Source organism: Xenococcus sp. PCC 7305 (genome assembly GCF_000332055.1).
Classification (GTDB): Bacteria; Cyanobacteriota; Cyanobacteriia; order Cyanobacteriales; family Xenococcaceae; genus Xenococcus.
In genome coordinates, this window is record NZ_ALVZ01000112.1 from 1 (window position 1) to 20113 (window position 20113).

The following is a 20113-nucleotide window of genomic DNA, read 5'->3' on the forward strand; positions in this document are numbered from 1 at the left end:
TATTAGACCTCTTGCAAAAATACGAGTTTTGGTTGTTTCAGCGATTTTGACCAATCGCTATATACATTATGATTAGGGGTTTATAGAAATACCCTCAATTAATTATGCAAGAGGTCTATTCACTATTTATACCATTCATCTTTTTTCCAATACTCCCTATCATATTCAGCATGAGTTAAAACTGCCCGAATAAAAACTTTATTATTTTGATAGTCAATATAGCTAATTAAACGAAAATTATTACCTCCAATATTAAAAACAACAAAGTTTCTGACTTGACTTGCTGAGGGGAAAGTTTGGCAAATATCATTAAAGTTTTTCCAGCGATGTTGTGCAGTCAGTTTATACCAGTAGCGTAGGCTTACCTCTGCATTAGGATGTTTGAGCCAAAATAGTCTTAGCTTTTTTATTGAAATGATATGCATTGATTAACATTTTTAAAATAGTGCGCATTTCGCAACTATTGTTTCTTTGATTGTTTTCTCTATCTATGAACTTAGCAAATTGCGAAGTTGATTGTCAATTGAGTATTTGAGATCGCACCTCCCTTCTTACGAAGACTATAGCTCTAAGAGGATCATTAAACTTCGTTTGCCTGCTTCAACTCAAAACCTACGATACAATGACATTCTGCTAGGCAAATAATCTCAACTCCTGGTTAATTCATGAAATCAACCAAACATCCTTTAATTCGTTTATCTCGATATGGAAATAAATATCGTATCTTAATCTGGCAAGCGATCGCCTGTTCAATTCTTAATAAAGTATTTGACCTGGCACCGCCACTTTTAATTGGGGTTGCGATCGATGTCGTGGTGCAACAGGAAGATTCGATAATTGCGAGATGGGGAGTCACTGATACTTTCCAACAATTAGCAGTCTTATGCCTATTTTCAGCATTGGTTTGGATTTTGGAATCGGTTTTTGAATATGCCTACGAAAGATTGTGGCGTAATCTAGCACAAAGTATCCAACATAATTTGCGCTTAGAAGCTTATGCTCATGTTCAGGATTTAGAATTAGCCTATTTTGAAGATAGAAGCACTGGCAGTTTACTCTCTATTCTTAATGATGATATCAATCAGTTAGAAAGATTTTTGGATGTTGGGGCCAATGAAATTTTACAGGTACTAACTACTATCATTATTATTGGTAGCATGTTTTTTATTTTGACCCCTAGTGTTGCTTGGATGGCAATGTTGCCGATTCCGCTGATTGTTTGGGGGTCGATCGCCTTTCAAAAAAAATTGGCACCTCGTTATGCAGAAGTTCGAGAAAAAGTTAGTTTACTAAATAGTAGACTCGCTAATAATTTAAGTGGCATTACCACAATTAAAAGTTTTACCACTGAAGCCTATGAAATAGAAAGATTACGTATCGAAAGTGAAGCCTATCGCCAAAGTAATCGTCGGGCGATCGCATTTTCCGCAGCCTTCACTCCTTTGATCCGAATGATTATCCTTGCAGGCTTTAGTGCAATTCTGCTTTATGGAGGCATGGAAGTTGTTGAGGGTAATTTAGATGTGGGAATCTATAGCTCGTTAGTTTTCATGACGCAACGATTGTTATGGCCTTTAACTCGCTTGGGGAAAACGTTAGATCTTTACCAAAGAGCTATGTCTTCGACTAACAGACTAGTAGATATTTTGGATACGCCGATCGCAATTCATTCAGGCAATTTATCTTTATCAAATAATATTATCAATGGAGAAATTAAGCTTAATAATATTACCTTTGCTTACAATGAAAGAAAACCTGTAATCGAAAATTTAACGTTAAATATACCTTCAGGAGATACGATCGCGATTGTCGGCTCCACCGGTTCAGGCAAGAGTACTCTAGTAAAATTATTATTACGGTTTTATGAACTTAAATCAGGAAAAATAACTCTTGATGGAATCGATATTCGTGATATTAACCTAACAGATTTACGCAAAAGTATTGGCTTAGTAAGTCAGGATGTGTTCTTGTTTCATGGCACAGTCAAAGAAAATATTGCCTATGGCATGTACGGTGCAACAGAAGCAGAAATAATATCCGCAGCAAAAATAGCGGAAGCGCATAATTTCATTGGTCATTTACCCCAAGGTTACGACACCATTGTCGGGGAAAGAGGACAAAAGCTTTCTGGGGGGCAAAGACAGAGAATTGCGATCGCGAGGGCTGTTTTAAAAAATCCGCCGATTCTAATTTTGGATGAAGCAACTTCTGCTGTTGATAATGAAACCGAAGCTGCGATCGCCAGGTCTTTGGAGAAAATCACCCATAATCGGACAACAATTGCGATCGCTCATCGTCTTTCCACAATTCGCCATGCCAACTGCATCTATGTCGTTGAATATGGACAAATAGTTGAACAGGGGACCCATGAGGAATTATTAGCAAAACAAGGAGTCTACGCCAATTTATGGCAAGTTCAAACAGGAGTCAGAGCATTCAGCCATTAATCCTTATATTTTTGCAGGACTAAATGGGAAATATATAGCGAAGGTTTGCGTAACTTACAAATTACCCCTAATGAATCCGATATTTCCGATAATTGCGATATTTATTCTTGTAATAATATTATTTTTTCTATCCCAGGTAGTTATTAAAATAATTTGGAAGTATAAGGAAAAGTCTAACTCTACCAAGCCCATTGCAAATCTAGGCATTGCGATCGCATTATTGGTCTTATTTGTTATGTTAATGCTTGCTATTATTTCAGCAATTAATATGCTTACTAATGTGGATACTTCTTTTTCTAATAAGTCGGGGAAAGTCACGAACACCGAAGAAATTGCAGTCCTCAATATAGAGGATTGTCAGCAATTAATTAATGAGATTTACCTTGGAGAAAATAAGGTTTATAACTCGGAAAATCATCGTTACATTGAAGTTGTTTCTACTCCACAAAATATTGTTGAAAGTTATCAAAAAGGAGCTAAAGAACTTAATTCTGTTTCCCAGCAATACTTAGATTTGAATCTAAACCCAGAATCAAAACATTATAGCCAAATAATAGCGAATAAGTTGCAAGAAAAAGCGAAGTTATTTGAGCAAAGAAGTGAAATTAGCACCGACAGCAAAAACAAGAGGAAAATTAACCGACTGTTAGACAAAATGGATTTGGTGACTAAGGAAAGATTAAACGCGATCGAGTCGGTAGAAAATCAATGTGATCTGAAAGAATAATTGAAAATTGAAAATTGAAAATTAATTCTCTATTTGTTTTCCACGGCATGAACTAGTTCTATGGCAACGCGATCGCAATAGGGACGAATCCACCACCACATCACAGGGGACAACCAACCCTTAAGGGTTACAGAATAGGAAATATAAGTACCACAGAGTGTAGACTCCACCTGATAAGTAATGCGTTGTTCCATTCCAGGGATCGCTAAGACACGGAGACTAAGTAACTCTTGGGGACGAACATTTTCGACAAACATTTTAATTGGAATTGGGATTACTGCGGTGACTACCTTATAAAATAAACCTGGTTTGGCAATCAAACCTCTTGGTAAATTGGTGCTAGAAAACAAGGGATGCCAAGAAACATCAGCAATATTAATTAATCTTTGCCACAAAATATCGAGGGGAGCTTTACTGACAATTCGATAAGTCTTACAAACTAAAAATCTGTAGGAGCACTTACTTTTTCTTCTCCAGAGTTTAAAATAGAAACTTAGAATCACCTAACTCTCCTCACCAAATTAATCTAATTTCCTACTGTAACTAATATCTAGGCATTGATCCCCAAAAATAGAATAGTTTTTCGTTAAGAAATTTTGCTAATTACGACACAAACCCCAAGATTCTGGTTGAGTGGTAGTTTGAACATGCCAAATTCGGGATAGTCTGGATAAGGAATTTTATTTAATTTATTACAAGTACCATGACCGCTATAAATACTGATACTAGTGAATTTTTCGCTCCTCCCGCTGACTCCAAAGAAAGAGTCAGTAATTTTATGAAGCAGGTGCAAGATGAAATTTGTGCTGGTTTGGAAAAATTGGATGGGTCGGGAAAATTTAGAGAAGATAGTTGGGAGAGAGAAGAGGGCGGTGGAGGTAGATCACGGATTCTTACAGAAGGGGCCTTATTAGAGCAAGGTGGCGTCAATTTCTCGGAAGTTTGGGGCAGCCAACTTCCTCCTTCGATTCTTAAGCAACGTCCTGAAGCCGCAGGACATGGCTTCTATGCTACAGGAACCTCAATGGTACTGCATCCTCGTAGTCCCTATATTCCGACAGTACATCTTAATTATCGCTACTTTGAAGCTGGACCCGTTTGGTGGTTTGGTGGTGGTGCAGATTTAACCCCCTATTATGGTTTTGGCGAAGATGCGAGTCATTTCCACAATAGTTTCAAAGCAACTTGTGATAAACATCATGAAGAATATTATCCAGTGTTTAAGCTTTGGTGCGATGAATATTTTTATCTGAAACATCGTCAAGAAACAAGAGGTATCGGCGGCTTATTTTTTGACTATCAAGATGGTAGAGGAAGTCTCTATCGGGGCCCTAATCCTGAAGGAAAAGCAGCTGCTTATAGCAATAATTTGCCAGAAATAAAACCTCGAAGTTGGGAAGAGCTATTCAGTTTTGTGCAAGATTGTGGCCAGACTTTTTTACCTGCCTATGTCCCGATCGCAGAAAGAAGAAGGAATATTGAGTATGGCGATCGCGAGCGTAATTTCCAACTTTATCGACGAGGACGTTATGTAGAGTTCAATCTCGTCTATGACCGAGGCACTATTTTTGGGCTGCAAACCAACGGACGCACCGAATCGATTTTAATGTCCCTACCGCCTTTAGTTCGTTGGCAATATAGTTATGCTCCTGAGCCAAACACTCCGGAAGCAGAACTTTATGAAACTTTTCTAACACCTCAAGACTGGGCTAATTGGAAGGATTGATAATGACTAAGGAATTTGGGGAAATCAAGAATTAATTGTCACTTGATCCCCTATTTCCCTAACTCCCCATTTCCCTAAACAAGAAGGATTGATCCTGCTTCTACGGAAAAGCCTACTCAGGTGGCTCGACGACTAGATTGTGACCATAATCATCTTTTCCCTTTGCCAACACACAAGGTGGCAGAGAAGATTTCCAGGTGATGGGAGGCTCGAAGGTCGTGGGGATCTGAATTTTTTCGCTCGGTGGGGAATACTGAGAAATCATCACAGTTCGCTCTAATGAAGAATAAATTCTGGGGACATGCCATAAACGCCCTGCAAAAATGAAGAACTCTCCTGGTTTGAGCTTCATGGAAAGAAGTTCGCATTCGGGATCTAGTTTTTGAGCTGCTTCTAGAACTGCCTGGTCGTCATTAAGATCTATCCCCTCATTACGGTTTAATTCTTGAGGATAAGTATAGTTTGGCAGAGCATGAGTTCGTGTGACGATATCCATGGGGGTTTGATCTGAGACGTTTGAGAGAGCAAGCCAAACCGTTATTCCCTCCCATTCGATATGCTCAACGTCTCCATGCCAGGGATAATCAACATCGGATGTTTTGCTCAAGATTTGAGTGCTCCACTGCAAAACGTTATCGCCGAGAATTGAGGAGATTTTATCTAAAATAACAGGATCATTGGAAACTTTGTACATCAGAGGGATAGTTGCATGCAAGCCCTTGCCCCATTTGGCTTTCCCCCAGACAAAGCTAGGTATTTGATGATCCTGAATTTTGAATATCCTAGCGATCTTTGCCACAAGACGTTTCCAGAAGAAAGCTCTTGCCGTTATTTTTTTGAGCTCTTTGGTGAGGGATGCCACTTCGTCAGCTTCCATGAACTTAAAGGGCCCGATGAAGCCTTGTTCTCGAAATTTTTTAAGATCTTCTTCACTGAGATTATTGTTAATAATCTTTTCGCTACTGAGAGAATTATTTATAACCATACTATTTAGGTTTTTCTTGAGAGGCCTATTGTTTTAATCGTATTTTCAAATACTACATTATTTTATCAATAATTATTTATCTTCATCACTACTTTAAGAATTAATAACTATCTATTGATATTCCGGATTTTCCTAAAACCTAAAACCTAACAACTAATACCTTTTTCTTAATATTCTCCAGGTTTTGCTAGATTTTCAAACTTGGTTAGTTCCCCTTTAAAAAGTAATTTTACTGTGCCGACAGGGCCATTTCTATGTTTGACAATAATGGCTTCTGCCAAACCGCGATCTGGGGTGTCAGGATTATAATATTCATCTCGATATAACATCATTACTAAATCCGAGTCTTGCTCAATTGAGCCGCTTTCCCTGAGGTCAGATAGCATGGGGCGTTTATTCGTTCTTTGTTCGACACCACGACTGAGCTGAGATAAAGCAAGAATGGGAGCATTAATTTCTCGCGCCAGTTGTTTAAGCGATCGCGTGATTTTGGAGATTTCTTGTACCCGATTATCGCTACCACTTCCTTCCATTAACTGTAAATAATCTAATAAAACTAAGCCCAACTCTTGTTTGGTTTGCCCCTGAAGACGACGCACCTGCGATCGCATTTGGGTAACGGATAAATTGGCAGTGTCGTCAATGAAAATTGGTAATTCAGAAAGATTGGTGACAGCGTTGATCAGCGGTTCAAACTCATTTTGGCTAATGCGTCCTGAACGCAAGCGATTACTAGGAATTTTGGCTTCACTGGCTAACATTCTTTGAGCCAATTGCTCCCGTGACATTTCTAGACTAAAAATTGCTACAGGCAGGTTTTGTTGTTTGGCAATATTATTCGCGATATTGAGGGCAAAACTTGTATTGTGCACACAAATATCATTGGCCACAAAATTATGGGTATCGGGAATGGTTAAATCATAAACTTGTTTATTGCCGACTGCTTCAATAGCAACTATTTCGTCCCAATAAATTTCACTAGCTGCTAAATTTTGTAAATGAACGTTTTCCAAAGTAGATGCTAGCTTAAATAATCTTTCCCTAGTTATGGCTCTTTTCCCTACATGTATATTGCTATATCCCTTAATGCCAGAACGTTTGGCTAAAATACTCCAAGGTTCTTCCCCTTTTGCTTCTTCGAGTTGCTGCCAAACTTCTATCGGTATCAGATCCCGATTAGTGTGATATTTTTTCTGTAAGATTGCTTTTTGCAATGCATCCACAGCTTTTTCTTTGCCAAAAATCCCAACTTCAGTAATGAAATTCTTAAGAGATTTTCTATCTGTGATGTCTAATTGCCAAGTCTGTCTACGATCATTTTTATATTTAACAAAACGTCTCTTCAAAGAAGCAATAATTCCCAACCGTAACAATAAATGTTGTATCTGTTTTGCCAATCGTTCGCTCATTGTGCCATATCCAATTTGAGCTTGACCACTCTTTAATACCGTTGCCCAACCATCTGTGGCAAACAAACGGTTCAGAAATAAAGATACTAAAGAGCGTTGCAAAGAAAATACTAGTTTGGGAATAGTTTTGTTATAGGCATTTTTGCCCCATAAACCCAATTCTTGTAACCAAAGAGTTAAAGCATTAGAACTGTTGTTGCTAATAGCTAAAATGCCATAGGGAGCAAGAGCTTGAGGTTTAATCTGAAGTAATTGACATAATTTATCGAAAGTTTTCCTATTAGGAACACAATCCCCTCTAGTCCAAAGTGAAATGGAAGCAGGACTAACTTTTAATAAAGCAGCAATTTGATAATTAGTTCGACTTTGATTGTTCAGTGCTTGTTTTAAATTTTGAGCAAATATACGACGATTGTGCTCTACAAATAATTTATCTTTGCTAATTCTTATTGATGGTACTCTTGTGCTATTAGAGGTTTCTAGTTTACAACTAAGTCCCATAAACCCAGCAGAAACAGAGTTAGAAAAATCATCTAATAAAAGTTGATTACTATTGGTGAATAATGGAGAACTTCTTGTTAAACATCCATCACCTATCAAATAGGCTAATATTTTGACTTTTTCTTCTAAAATGGTTTGCTGTCCAAATGAATTGATTTGACGAGGAACAGCTATTTTAGTTCCAATTTGCAATTTCCCTAGACTTTTCCATCCTTGAATAGTGAGAAATGGATGAGTTAGAGTTGTTTCAATTGATCTCCCCAAACAAGTTGTCACACGAAAAACAGGTTTTATGCCATCATCAACAAAAGCAGAAGGTTTAGTCCAACCGAATTTCCAATTATCTTGTAATGTAAGAAGTGAATCTGTTTGACGATGATAAATTTCTTCGATAGTTGCGATGCTACCATCCGCACAAACCAACTCAGAATCCGCTGCCAAACATTTTCCCATAGCAGGACGCCCTGCAATAATAACTAAATCGGAACGACCAAACCCACTAGTAATACCGTCAAGATCGTAAAAACCTGAAGGAATACCAGGCAATGCGGTCTCTTGATGTAGATCCTCAATGGTATTAAAAGCATTGACTAGAGTTTCCGCGATTGAGACCAAACCCTCTTGAGGTCGCTCTTGAGTGAGACGAAAAATCTTTTGTTCCGATTCGTCGAGGACAATTTCTAACTCCTTAGCCGTTTCATAACCAAGATCGACAATCTCGTGACCAGCTTTAATCAATTGACGACGGGAATATTTTTCCATCACCAAGCTGTTGTAGCGATCGATATTCACCGCCGAAACTGTTCGATTCAGCAATTGACCCAGCTTAGTGGTGCCCCCTACCTTATCTAGTAAACCGTGATCGGCAAGATAAGTACTAACTGCCATCAAATCTGTCGGTTTGCCTTGGGCATGAAGAATATGGGCGGCATTATATATTTCTTGATGAGCTTGCAGGGAAAAAGCTTCTTTTACCAGAGTGTCGGCGACTCTGGCGATCGCCTCTGGATCGAGTAAAATTCCCCCCAAGATCGCTTCTTCCGCTTCAATATTTATTATCTGACTCATAGAAAATTCAGCCCTGGGCAAAAGACCTACAAATGATATCAAAGCTCTTTAACTTTTTTGGGAAATCTCACACAAAAAACAACTTGGTCATTTTCACTTCTCACATCAACAAAGGCTTCAAGCATTGTTGCCAGTTTTTTGACCAAGGTTAATCCTAGTCCAGTACCCCCATGCTCCCAGGGATCGTTATTGGGAATACGATAAAACTGATCAAAAATTAATTTTTGCTCTTCAGCAGAAATTTCCACACCAGTATTAATGATGCAAAGAGCAATTTCTGATTCATGGGCTTGGGTTTGAATTGTAATTGTTTGAGATGCGGGAGTGTATTTACAAGCATTCTGCAAAAGCTCTCGAACAATTCTCTCTAAGATCATCGGGTCTGCTGCAATATTTAATGGTTCTGCGGCTAAGTCAAGGACTAATTGCTGTTGATGGTTGCGAGTACGTTGCAAGTATAGCTGGATTAGCTCCTGAATCCAGAGATGAAGATCAATTAATTCAGGCTGTATAGTCTTAGCTTTGGCATCTATATAACAAAGAGTCAATAAATCATCCACCAGTTGCTTCTGGCGATCGCATGACTCGTGAAAAATCTGGAGCACTCGCTGAAAGGTAGCAGACTTTTGGGGATTTTGCTTAGTCGCCAATAAGGTTTTCATTGTTTCAGTAGCTAACTGAATACTACTCATCGGAGCCTTTAACTCATGAGAAACAGTTTTCAAAAAGTCATCCTTAAGCTGATTCAGTTTGGCTAGCTCCTCGACTTGCTTATTAGAAGCCTGATAAAGTCGAGCCTGACGAATTGCGATCGCGCATTGAGAAGCCACCTGCTGCATTAGCTGAACTTCTAATTCGGTAAAGACCTCCGTTGGGGGTCTAAGTCCCCAAAGATTTCCCAAAATTCCTCTATCATCAAAGACAGGGCAGGCCAGGCGATTTACTTGAATTCCTTGCGGATTGAATTCGGGAATTGGCTCTACCAATTGCAGAGGACTTTTTTGCAGAAGTTGCTGATATAGTTCGGGGAAATCCGCAATTTTCCGGCTTCTTCCCTGACATTCGGGCAAGGTAATACTATGCTCGTAGGCGATCGTGGCGGTAGTTTGCTCCAAGTTATAGAGCTCAATCTGACAAGTACTCAGATCAAGAACGATCGCTAATTCTCGGGCGGCAGTCTCTAGTATTTGCTTTTCATCAAGACTGTCACGAATTTTATCAGTCACACGACGCACCAAAGCTTCAAAATCCAAAGCTTGTTGCAGTTCTTTATTCTGTATTGTCAAAGCCCGACGCATGTTCCGCAGATTGAGATGGGTTTGAATGCGGACGAGAACCTCTTCTTGCTCACTAGGTTTAGTGATATAGTCCACTCCCCCCAATTTAAATCCTTGAACTTTATTCACTGTTTCCGAAAGTGCCGTCAGAAAAATCACAGGAATTTCTTTGGTTGCTAGCTTTGCCTTGAGACGACGACAGGTTTCAAACCCATCCATCTTGGGCATCAACACATCCAGCAAAATTAAGTCTGGGGCTTTGGATTGAGCAATTTTTAGGGCCGTTTCCCCATCTTCAGCTAACAAGACTTTAAATCCTTGTTCTTCTAAATAAGAAAACAACACGAGAAGATTGTCAGGAGTATCGTCTACGATGAGTATTGTCCCCGGTTTTGTCTGCTCCCAATGAGCTGTAGTTGTAGCTATTTCGGCATCTTGAGGCTTTGATGCGAAATCGTGAGTAGCCCGGGAAAATTTTTCGAACTCTCTATCTCTATCTTTATTTTCATTTTCTCGATTTTGCTCCTCAGGATTTGAACCAGGGGCAGTTCCCATTAATCGATCTATGGTTACCGTTGATGAGGATATTAGCTTGGGGTATTTCAGCATAAGTTGGAGAAGGAGAACCGAGATGAAAATTTAGTCGTTGAATGTTTGCATTTCTTAATATCTCAGTAGTCATTGTAACTTTATGTGGAACATAATTTTTTGTCCACAGACCATTAGCTGGCCTTAAATCAAATATTGGGCGGAAATATAAAGAAAGTCTTAAGATAATGTCAATTGATTGTTACATTGCTACACAAAGCTATACAATAATTTTCATAATATTAAAAACCGCTGGCCATCTTCTTGATTTTATAAAAAGGCTGGCATATAAAAAACGACGCAAAGCTCTTGGACCTTAAAAGTTTGAGAGCTTTGTCATTGAAAAGCATAGTGATCCCGGAGACAGAAGCGCGAACAATTTATTCAAATCGTGAAATGTATTAGTTTCGCGTGCATTAGCTTACAAAAGAGCTCCTCAATAATGCACAAATAAAAAAACAATTATATTTTCTTTAGATTTTCTTAAGATTTGCGATTATGATATTTATATTGTTCTGGGTGATAGCGATGAATTTAGAGGTAAAGATTATCCGCATGGTGTGGGCTTTAGTCGAAAAATCTAATCCCTACCTGATTTTGAAGCTTTCTGATCATGAACTAAAGGAGCAATTGCTCCAGGAAATAGTCAGGGTCTTCTCTCTGAGTCCCGACGATAGCAAGATTCTTTCGAGATATATCGGGTCGAGGACTGTTTTAATTAGAGACTTAGCTGATTCTAAAGTTGATTAGGAAAATCCATCCATAGTGCTTAGCGGTTTATGATCTAGGTATTAGGTATTAGGTATTAGGTTAAATCAGCTCCATGCCCAAAAAAAAATCGAGGAAACATTCTGCTCTCGACCCCCAAGAAGCAAAGTTTTTTGTGGTGGGAATTGGTGCCTCCGCAGGGGGACTACGTGCCCTAGAAGAGTTTTTTGAGCATATGCCCACAGACAGTGGAGCTGCATTTGTGGTGATTCAGCATCTATCTCCGGATTTCAAGAGCTTGATGAAGGAATTGCTCGAAAGAAGAACCAGGATGGCAATTTATCGAGTAACTGAAGGCATGAAGCTAGAGCCCAATTCAGTATATTTGATTCCCCCTGGCAAGAATTTAATTTTAGACAAGCAAAAGCTCCATTTGTTAGAGCAGGAAGAGAGGAACCGCCACGGACTGAATTTTCCCATTGATATCTTCTTGGAATCTCTAGCCAAAACTAATGTAGAAAGAGCCATTGGCGTAATTTTGTCGGGAACAGGTAGCGACGGGACTAATGGTTTACGGGCAATTAATGAGGCTGGGGGATTTGCGATGGTGCAAGAACCAGAGACAGCTGAATTTGACGGTATGCCCCGTACTGCGATCGCGACAGGAGTTGTGGATCGAGTCCTACCACCGGCCGAATTGGCTCAAACCATCAATCAGCTGGTGCGATCGCCTAATTCTTTAGAGAAAAGTAACGAATATCGCGCGGATCTCCTCAATCCCGATAGCTTAAGACATATTGCCAAAATATTGGCACAGCATGAGCAAACTGATTTTTCCTGTTACAAAACTAGTACTCTTTCCCGTCGTATTCATCGCCGCTATTTGATTAGTGGCTGCTGTAATTTAGATGAGTTTATTAATCTGCTAGAAACCTCGGCTGAAGAGAGATCAATTCTCCGCCACGATTTGCTAATTAGCGTCACGCAGTTTTTTCGCGATCGCCAAGCCTGGGATTTTTTGGAGACTGAAGTGATTCCCCAATTAATTGCCAAAGCCGAACCCCATGAGGAATTGCGCTGCTGGGTAACAGCTTGTGCCACAGGTGAAGAAGCCTATTCTTTGGCCATACTATTGGAAGAAGCGATCGCTCTTTCGGAGAAACCAGTCAGGTTTAAAATTTTTGCCACTGATATTGACAAGTCAGCATTAGAAAAAGCGACTCAAGGTATTTATCCCCAAACAATTACCAAAGATATCAATCCTGAACGCTTAGAACGCTATTTTATCCGCAAAGATAATTCTCTACAGATAATCCGCAAAATTAGGGAAAAACTGTTATTTGCCCCCCACGACATCACCAAAGATGCCGGTTTTACCCGTATGAACTTAATTAGCTGTCGCAATGTGCTGATTTATTTACAGTCAAATTTGCAACAGCAAGTATTACGCAACCTCCATTTTTCTTTGGCCTCTAAGGGAATCTTGTTTTTGGGAGAGGCGGAAACTCTCGGGTACATTGAGTCTGAATTTCAATATCTGGATAAGAAAAACAAAATTTACCAAAAACGGCGGGATGTTCGCTTAAATGTCCCAACAAAAGGACTCGAAAAAATTTCTCGCCAACTACTTCCTTATGTCTCGCCTAAAACTAGTTCTGAAAATCGCCTCGAACCAATGTTGGATGTGGCTTTTAGCTATTTCTTACAAAAGAACAATGCCACTTGTTTACTAGTAGATCGCGAGCATAAATTATTCCATGCCTTTAATGATAATATCAATATTCTTAAAGTACCTTCCGGCAGGACAACTACAGATATCACCAAAATGATCGTTGCCGATCTTCAGCTGCCGCTGATTACTGCTTTGCATCGAGCTAAGCGAGAGCGATCGCCTGTCTCCTATTTGGGAATTAAAATACAGCAACGAGAAGGTAATTTTCAGCTAGAAGTCATTTATCACGAAAGCAATAAACTAGCCGATGACTTCTTCTTTATTGTGATTCAAGAAGATGAAACTCGACCCCAACAGGCTACTGGAGAGCGATTTGAAGCTGATGCCGAGGCTTCCCAAAGAATTATGGAGTTGGAATATGAACTTCAACAGACGCGGGAGAATCTTCAGGCAGTAATTGAAGAATTAGAAACCACCAACGAAGAACAACAGGCCACGAACGAAGAGTTAACCGCCTCCAACGAAGAATTACAAAGCACGAACGAAGAACTACATTCGGTTAATGAGGAACTTTACACTGTTAATGCCGAATATCAGTCAAAAATTGGTGAGTTAACTGAGTTAAATAATGATATAGACAATTTACTGCGCAGCACTGATATTGGAGTGGTTTTTCTAGATCGAGACCTCAAGATTCGCAAATTTACCCCCGCCGCCACTGTCGCGATTAATCTCGTCGAAGCGGATATTCACCGTCCCCTCAAGCATATTACCCATAACCTTGACTGTCCTAATCTGATGGAATTGCTCAAAGTAGTAATTAATACCCAACAGGGTTTGGATAAGGAAGTGCAACTTTTAGAAAAAGAGTTTCACTTATTGATGCGTATTAATCCCTATCTTCTAGAAGATGGTCAGTTAGATGGGGTAGTCATTTCTTTTATTGATATCGACGAACTTAAAACCATCCAACAACAAGTTCGTTCCGTCAACAAAGAACTCAAAGAATCGCAATCCGAGCTACGCCAGCTCAATCAAGACCTAGAAGAGCGGGTAGAAGAGCGCACCAAAGCCTTACAAAAATCGGAGGCAAGATTGCGAGCTATTTTGGAAACCACGTCTTCGCTAATTTATCTCAAAGATTTCCAGGGACGCTACCTGTTGGCCAACAGGCAATATTTAAACTCCCTGGAGCTCAGAGAAGCGGATATTTTAGGAAAGAGCGATTACGATATTTTTCCCTCGCAGACTGCAGAAGAACTACTCAATAATGATCGCCAAGTGATCGCTGAGAAATCGGTTTTGAACTTTGAGGAGCAGATTAATCTCCCCGATGGTAGTTTACGCACTTATATATCAATCAAAGCACCACTAATTGATGATCATGGAGAAGTTTATGCGACCTGCAGCATTTCTACTGATATTAGTCAACAAAAAGAAACCGAGATTGAATTAAGAGCTAGCGCCACTCGGGAAAGAACAATTCTCAATGTTGTCAAGAAAATTCGCGAAACCCTAGATTTGGAGGAAATATTCCAGGTTACGACGGAAAAAATTCGCAACACCTTACAATGCGATCGCGTTTTGATCTATCGTTTTAATTCTGATCTAACGGGTAGTTTTATTGCCGAATCAGTAGCAACGGGTTTAGCTTCTATCGACGAGCTACAACTGGAGGATGTTTGGCAAGATACTTGCTTGCAAGAAACTCAAGGAGGCAGATTTAAAGATAATCAAACTTTTACGATTGAAGATGTAGACGAGGCAGGATTTACCGAATGCCATCGCATCATGTACGAAAAATTTGAGGTAAAAGCCTTTTGCATTGCCCCAATCTTTCAAAGCGATCGCCTTTGGGGTTTACTTGCTGCTTATCAAAACCAAGAACCTCGAAAATGGAAAGAGGGAGAAGTTAGTCTCTTGACTCAAGCTGGCATTCAGTTAGGGATCTCCATTACCCAAGTAGACCTATTTAAGCAACTTCAGAATCAAACCCTACAGCTACAGCAGGCAAAAGAAGTTGCTGAGGCCGCAAATCAAGCTAAAAGTGCCTTTATTGCCCATACTAGCCACGAATTACGAACACCCCTTAATGCTATTTTGGGCTTTGCGCAGATTTTGCGCCGAGAATCGGATTTCACGGCTAAACAACAACGAGGAGTAGAGGTCATTCAGCGCTCTGGGCAACATCTACTGACTCTAATTAATGACATTCTCTACATTGCCAAAATTGAGGCAGGAAAGCTCAATTTAGAATACACTGATTTGATTCTCTCCTCATTTTTAGATAATTTGCAGGCTATGATCCAGATTCGTTGTCAGCAAAAAGCTATTGAATTAGAGCATCTAATTCTTTCTGAATTGCCAACAGTGATCCGAGGAGATGAAACTCGACTGCGCCAACTCCTGCTAAATCTTCTGAGTAACGCTGTCAAATTTACCGCCACAGGCAAAGTTTCTTTTAGTGTTGGTTATGTCCGCGATTTCGCTAAGGACGAACAAGCTGATCTTGCCCCAGAAGATGCCCACAAAATTCGCTTTCATGTCGCCGATACGGGGGTTGGTATTCCTGAAGATCGATTAGCAGAAATCTTTTTACCTTTTCAGCAACTAGACGGTGAGCACAACTCCCAGGAGGGGACAGGGTTGGGCTTAAGCATTAGTCAAAGCATTGCCCAGCAAATGGGCAGTCAAATTCAAGTTAGGAGTACTTTGGGTGAGGGTAGTGAATTTTGGTTCGATTTGGATTTTCCTAATGTCGACTCTTCCCAAGATCCAGTAATTGTAAATAATTTTCATCTTAATATTTCGGGCTACCAGGGAAATAAACATCAGATTTTAGTCGTAGACGATCTGGAGAATAATCGGGAAGTTTTGGTTGATTTTTTGACTCCTTTGGGATTTGAGATTATTGAAGCTGATTCGGGGACAGATGCGATCGCAAAAATTCAAGAACATCAGCCAGATCTCGTGATCTTAGATTTGGTGATGCCGGAACTGGATGGACTGGAAGTAACGCAAATCCTCCGACAAGAATCAGCTTGGCAAAATTTACCGATTATTATTGTGTCTGCTAGTACTCTTCCGGCAGATGAGTCTCAATGTTATCTCGCAGGAGCCAATGCTTTTTTAGCCAAACCTCTGAATTTTACCCAACTTACTAAGCTATTGGAAAGGCATCTGAACCTAACCTGGATTACTCAAGATGGTTTGGCGGGATCGGCATTTACTGCACAATCACTTCTTAGTTCTAATGAGCAAGTAGCAACAGAAACTAGCTCAAAAGAATCAAATGAATCAATAGTAACCCCAACAACAGCAGAATTAACCCAACTCTTGGAGCTTGCAATGGAAGGGGAAATCCGAGAAGTCTTATCTGTGATCGATCAATTGCAAGATAATCAACCTCAATTAATTCCTTTTATCCAACAACTGCGTCCCTTGATCGAAACATGTCAGCTCAGAAAACTCAAAAAATTACTTAAGCAACATCTTGCGGGGCTTCGCCCGTAAGGCAGAAGGCAGCGGTGCGACCCCGCGCCTTGCAAAGGCGCTAGGGAACGCGCACCAAGAGAGAAGGCAGAAGGCAGAAGGCAGAGGGCAGAAGGTTTTACTTCTAACAACTGTTGCCTGTTCCCTATTCCCTATTCCCTATTCCCTTTAAGTCCGCTTAGTAGAGCTAAAGAGTTGCCAGCAATTTCAGAACCATCAGGATTTTCTAACACAAATCCCGCATCTTCAATCATTTGCAAATCCATTTTCGCTGCTTGCCCAGCAGTAGTGAGATAGTCCCCAATAAAAATTGAATTGGCAGCATAAAGCCCCAAAGGTTGTAGCGATCGCAAATGAACTTCTCTCCCACCAGCGATCCGTATTTCTTGAGAAGGCAGAATAAAGCGAAACAGAGCTAAAATGCGCAAACATTGACGAGGGTTTAAATAATTAGTCTTAGCCAGAGCAGTCCCAGGAATCGGAATCAGGAAATTTAAGGGCACACTAGTAACATTTAATTCCCTTAGAGAATAGGCTAAATCCACAATATCGGCATTGGATTCTCCCATGCCCAAGATTCCTCCAGAACAAGTAGTAATCCCTGCTGCTTGGACATTCTTGAGGGTGTTAACGCGATCGCTAAAGGTGTGGGTGCTACAAATATTGCCATGAAAAGCTTCTGAGGTATTGAGATTATGATTAACCCGATCCACCCCAGCTTCTGCCAGGCGCTGAGTTTGCGCTTCACTCAGTAACCCTAAACAAGCACAGATTTTTAAGTCATGTTTATCTTTGACTGTTGACACCGCTTCTACTACTTTAGCGAACACCTTTTCTGAAGGCGATCGCCCCGAAATCACAAAACAAAAAGTTCCTGCTTTTAGTTCGGCTGCACGATCTGCCGCTTGGAGTATTTTCTCCTGAGCCATGAGAGGATATTTTTCAATCTCGGCAGTAGAAATTTTCGACTGGGAACAATAGTTACAATCCTCGGGACATAGACCACTTTGGGCATTGAGCAAAAAATGTAACCTGACTCGATTTCCCCAATAATGACGACGTACTTGATAGGCTGCCGCCAAAATATCTAATAAGATATCATCCGAGGCTTCGAGGATTGCGATCGCACTTTGACGGTCAAGTAACTCTCCAGCTAAAGATAGTTTCGCTAGTTGGTTTGGATTGAGCAGTTGTTCCATTCTGTTTGGGATATTGGGGAATAGTCTTTGCCTATTGTTCTATTCCAAGTCTCTTTTGTCTAGATTAGAGCAACAACATTTCATTATCACTTGCATTTTTTTTGAAATACAATACATATATGCAGACGGCATTTTGTGGCGACTCAGCTCTTGTCACTGCCATAATTATGTCGGATACATAGTTAATATCTTTAAAGTTATAAAAATTATCAAAAAGGGAATTTTAAGTTAATGAAAAGGAAAATATTAGTTATTGAAGACGAAAAAACAACGTTAAATAGCATTTTAGAATTTCTTCTTAGTGAGGGTTTTGATGCTATAGGAGGCGAAAATGGTCGACAAGGCATTGAGCTTGCACAACAGCATATTCCTTCACTCATTATTTGTGATATCTTGATGCCCGATCTTGATGGTTATGATGTTTTGACTTATTTACAACAAGACCCGAATACCGCAGCAATTCCTTTTATCTTTCTCACGGCAACTAAAGATAGCTCTAGTTTCCGTTTAGGGATGGAGATGGGAGCTGACGACTATCTTCAAAAACCTGTTACTAGTGCGGAGCTACGGGCTGCGATCGCAAGTCGTCTCAGAAAACAAGAAGTAACGATTAACAATTACGTTACAGTCGAAGCAGATTCCCAAGACAATGTTGAAGATAAAATGGAGCAGTTGCAGAATTTTAGTGAGGCTCAGAGTTCTTTATTCAAGTTTTTGTTGCAGGGAATCAAGCCCTCGATCAACCAGCTCAACCAAGAGCTTGAAGAATTGAAAGGCACTCCTGTGGATGAACAGCAAGAAGAACATCTTAATAATTTACAAACAGAATTTACGCGTCTTTTAGCTGTAGTCAATCAAGTTTCTGAATTACACAAAATTCTGACTCCTGAAAATACAACTGTTTTAAGTCAATTTAGTTTCTTTGAACATGAAGAGTGATTAAGTCAAAAGCCCCTGACGGGGTGAGGGCAGAGGGCAGAAGGGAAAAATACACCGAAAATAAAGGCTAGAAACTAATGATAGCAAGACTTTTAGTCAATTTTGTTGATTTTTTAGTTTCTGAAGAGTCAAAAGTTCATTACCTTTCATAATTTATAACTGATGAAAGTAGAGGCTTATATAGAAAATACTTATACGAGAGATCCCGAAGGGAACGGCTTGATTAATCAATCGTCTCTAGAGTCTTTGGCGGCAATTCCTTGGCAAGATTGGTTTCAAAATTGGTTAGAAGCTCTTGAGTCTGAGGTTCAAGTTGCCAATAGCTATGAACTTAGCTTACGGTTCAACAGCGATCGCGAAATGCAGGAGCTAAATGCCCAATATCGACAGCAAAACAAATCTACCGATGTTTTAGCCTTTGCCGCCCTGGAAACAGAGGTTATAATCCCAGAAAGCATGGGAGAACCCTTATATTTGGGAGATATCGTCATTTCATTGGATACAGCTGCCAAGCAGGCAAGCGATCGCCAACATCCTCTGGTAACTGAAGTGGCTTGGCTAGCGGGACATGGGTTATTGCATTTACTTGGTTGGGATCATCCTGATGAAGAAAATTTGCAAAAAATGCTGTCAAAACAAGTAACCTTACTTGAGCTAGTAGGAATCACTGATCTTTCTTAGTTAATTAGCTGTTTCTGTTGAACATCATTTATTCCTATACTGAGTTACTATATCTACTATAAAGAAATAATCCAAATTGAGTTTCTTAAACTAAGAATAACTTTTTTTAATATGACAGAATCCACCAATAGCAAGATTAATGCATTATCCTGGCTTGAAGCAGAAAGTCCTAACAGCGTTGCTTCTGGTCGTAAGAATTTACGCAGTCTAGCTTGGAAAGTGGCACCGAATCTCTTTTTGAGTTTTAAATATGCTTGGGCAGGAGTGCGTTATGCTTTTGCTACCCAAAGAAATTTTCGCATCCATACTGTCATTGGTGCTTTCGCCATTAGTTTGGGCTTGTTTCTGCATATCAGTGCTGTCGAAATAGCAATTGTTGCTGTCACTTGTGCGATCGTTATGGTTTTAGAATTACTCAACACTGCGATCGAATCGGTTGTAGATTTAACTGTTAAGCAGACTTATCATGAGCTAGCAAAGATCGCCAAGGACTGTGCGGCAGGGGCAGTTCTGATATCTGCGATCGCCGCGGTATTAGTGGCTGCTTGTATTTTGCTTCCTCCTCTATATCAGCTCATAGTTGCTCTCTAGTGGATGTAGGCGTAAATAAGCTATCTATCAACGAGGAGTAAAAAGCTGATGTATCAAGACTTATTACTCATTACTTATTACTTATTACTTCCGCGCAGCGGCA

Annotated in this window: 14 protein-coding genes; 8 read left to right on the forward strand and 6 right to left on the reverse strand. The window is 40.0% G+C overall.

Annotated features, from left to right (window positions below; translation table 11 throughout):
- Positions 1–122: 122 nt before the first annotated feature.
- The gene (locus XEN7305_RS05260; RefSeq protein ID WP_006508315.1) at positions 123–425 is read right to left on the reverse strand and encodes a type II toxin-antitoxin system HigB family toxin; all 303 of its coding nucleotides are present in this window, start codon (positions 423–425) and stop codon (positions 123–125) included.
- A 240-nt stretch (positions 426–665) separates the two neighbouring features.
- Between XEN7305_RS05260 and XEN7305_RS05265 the strand changes: the two genes are divergently transcribed.
- On the forward strand, positions 666–2447 hold the full coding sequence (locus XEN7305_RS05265) for an ABC transporter ATP-binding protein (protein WP_006508316.1): 1782 nt from the start codon (positions 666–668) through the stop codon (positions 2445–2447).
- Positions 2448–2517: 70 nt separating this feature from the next.
- On the forward strand, positions 2518–3174 hold the full coding sequence (locus tag XEN7305_RS05270; RefSeq protein ID WP_006508317.1) for a hypothetical protein: 657 nt from the start codon (positions 2518–2520) through the stop codon (positions 3172–3174).
- A gap of 29 nt (positions 3175–3203) precedes the next feature.
- On the opposite strand, the gene XEN7305_RS05275 is transcribed toward XEN7305_RS05270, so the two are convergent.
- Positions 3204–3677, reverse strand: coding sequence for a hypothetical protein (locus tag XEN7305_RS05275; protein ID WP_006508318.1), 474 nt, complete (start codon positions 3675–3677; stop codon positions 3204–3206).
- Positions 3678–3877: 200 nt separating this feature from the next.
- Between XEN7305_RS05275 and hemF the strand changes: the two genes are divergently transcribed.
- Entirely contained in the window at positions 3878–4900 is a 1023-nt protein-coding gene (gene hemF, locus XEN7305_RS05280) for an oxygen-dependent coproporphyrinogen oxidase (RefSeq protein ID WP_006508319.1), read from the forward strand.
- 112 nt (positions 4901–5012) lie between these two features.
- Here the strand turns inward: hemF and XEN7305_RS05285 are convergent, their stop codons facing one another.
- The 3 genes from XEN7305_RS05285 to XEN7305_RS05295 all read right to left on the reverse strand — a co-directional run bounded on the left by XEN7305_RS05285 (position 5013) and on the right by XEN7305_RS05295 (position 10695).
- Positions 5013–5885 carry a phytanoyl-CoA dioxygenase family protein gene (locus XEN7305_RS05285; RefSeq protein WP_006508320.1) on the reverse strand — a complete coding sequence of 291 codons (873 nt, stop codon included), beginning with the start codon at positions 5883–5885 and terminating at the stop codon, positions 5013–5015.
- Between the two features lie 167 nt (positions 5886–6052).
- Positions 6053–8863 carry a replicative DNA helicase gene (dnaB, locus tag XEN7305_RS05290; protein ID WP_006508321.1) on the reverse strand — a complete coding sequence of 937 codons (2811 nt, stop codon included), beginning with the start codon at positions 8861–8863 and terminating at the stop codon, positions 6053–6055.
- Between the two features lie 38 nt (positions 8864–8901).
- A complete protein-coding gene (locus tag XEN7305_RS05295) occupies positions 8902–10695 on the reverse strand; it encodes a response regulator (RefSeq protein ID WP_006508322.1) in 1794 nt (597 codons plus the stop codon).
- Positions 10696–11256: 561 nt separating this feature from the next.
- Here XEN7305_RS05295 and XEN7305_RS05300 point away from each other — a divergent pair.
- Entirely contained in the window at positions 11257–11478 is a 222-nt protein-coding gene (locus XEN7305_RS05300; RefSeq protein WP_006508323.1) for a hypothetical protein, read from the forward strand.
- 73 nt (positions 11479–11551) lie between these two features.
- Positions 11552–16621 (forward strand): chemotaxis protein CheB, encoded by a 5070-nt coding sequence (locus XEN7305_RS05305; RefSeq protein WP_006508324.1) that lies wholly within the window; start codon positions 11552–11554, stop codon positions 16619–16621.
- 131 nt (positions 16622–16752) lie between these two features.
- Here the strand turns inward: XEN7305_RS05305 and bioB are convergent, their stop codons facing one another.
- A complete protein-coding gene (gene bioB, locus XEN7305_RS05310) occupies positions 16753–17799 on the reverse strand; it encodes a biotin synthase BioB (protein ID WP_006508325.1) in 1047 nt (348 codons plus the stop codon).
- 231 nt (positions 17800–18030) lie between these two features.
- Here bioB and XEN7305_RS05315 point away from each other — a divergent pair, with 231 nt between their 5' ends.
- The 3 genes from XEN7305_RS05315 (at position 18031) to XEN7305_RS05325 (ending at position 20010) form a co-directional block, all read left to right on the forward strand.
- Entirely contained in the window at positions 18031–18738 is a 708-nt protein-coding gene (locus tag XEN7305_RS05315) for a response regulator transcription factor (protein WP_006508326.1), read from the forward strand.
- A gap of 162 nt (positions 18739–18900) precedes the next feature.
- The gene (ybeY, locus tag XEN7305_RS05320) at positions 18901–19419 is read left to right on the forward strand and encodes an rRNA maturation RNase YbeY (RefSeq protein WP_006508327.1); all 519 of its coding nucleotides are present in this window, start codon (positions 18901–18903) and stop codon (positions 19417–19419) included.
- Positions 19420–19530: 111 nt separating this feature from the next.
- Positions 19531–20010 carry a diacylglycerol kinase family protein gene (locus XEN7305_RS05325; RefSeq protein WP_006508328.1) on the forward strand — a complete coding sequence of 160 codons (480 nt, stop codon included), beginning with the start codon at positions 19531–19533 and terminating at the stop codon, positions 20008–20010.
- Positions 20011–20113 lie beyond the last annotated feature (103 nt).

Coding starts and splice junctions, on each gene's coding strand:
- XEN7305_RS05260 (WP_006508315.1), bottom strand. CDS start 425: ATGCATATCATTTCAATAAAAAAGCTAAGACTATTTTGGCTCAAACAT.
- XEN7305_RS05265 (WP_006508316.1), top strand. CDS start 666: ATGAAATCAACCAAACATCCTTTAATTCGTTTATCTCGATATGGAAAT.
- XEN7305_RS05270 (WP_006508317.1), top strand. CDS start 2,518: ATGAATCCGATATTTCCGATAATTGCGATATTTATTCTTGTAATAATA.
- hemF (WP_006508319.1), top strand. CDS start 3,878: ATGACCGCTATAAATACTGATACTAGTGAATTTTTCGCTCCTCCCGCT.
- XEN7305_RS05285 (WP_006508320.1), bottom strand. CDS start 5,885: ATGGTTATAAATAATTCTCTCAGTAGCGAAAAGATTATTAACAATAAT.
- dnaB (WP_006508321.1), bottom strand. CDS start 8,863: ATGAGTCAGATAATAAATATTGAAGCGGAAGAAGCGATCTTGGGGGGA.
- XEN7305_RS05295 (WP_006508322.1), bottom strand. CDS start 10,695: ATGGGAACTGCCCCTGGTTCAAATCCTGAGGAGCAAAATCGAGAAAAT.
- XEN7305_RS05300 (WP_006508323.1), top strand. CDS start 11,257: ATGAATTTAGAGGTAAAGATTATCCGCATGGTGTGGGCTTTAGTCGAA.
- XEN7305_RS05305 (WP_006508324.1), top strand. CDS start 11,552: ATGCCCAAAAAAAAATCGAGGAAACATTCTGCTCTCGACCCCCAAGAA.
- bioB (WP_006508325.1), bottom strand. CDS start 17,799: ATGGAACAACTGCTCAATCCAAACCAACTAGCGAAACTATCTTTAGCT.
- XEN7305_RS05315 (WP_006508326.1), top strand. CDS start 18,031: ATGAAAAGGAAAATATTAGTTATTGAAGACGAAAAAACAACGTTAAAT.
- ybeY (WP_006508327.1), top strand. CDS start 18,901: ATGAAAGTAGAGGCTTATATAGAAAATACTTATACGAGAGATCCCGAA.
- XEN7305_RS05325 (WP_006508328.1), top strand. CDS start 19,531: ATGACAGAATCCACCAATAGCAAGATTAATGCATTATCCTGGCTTGAA.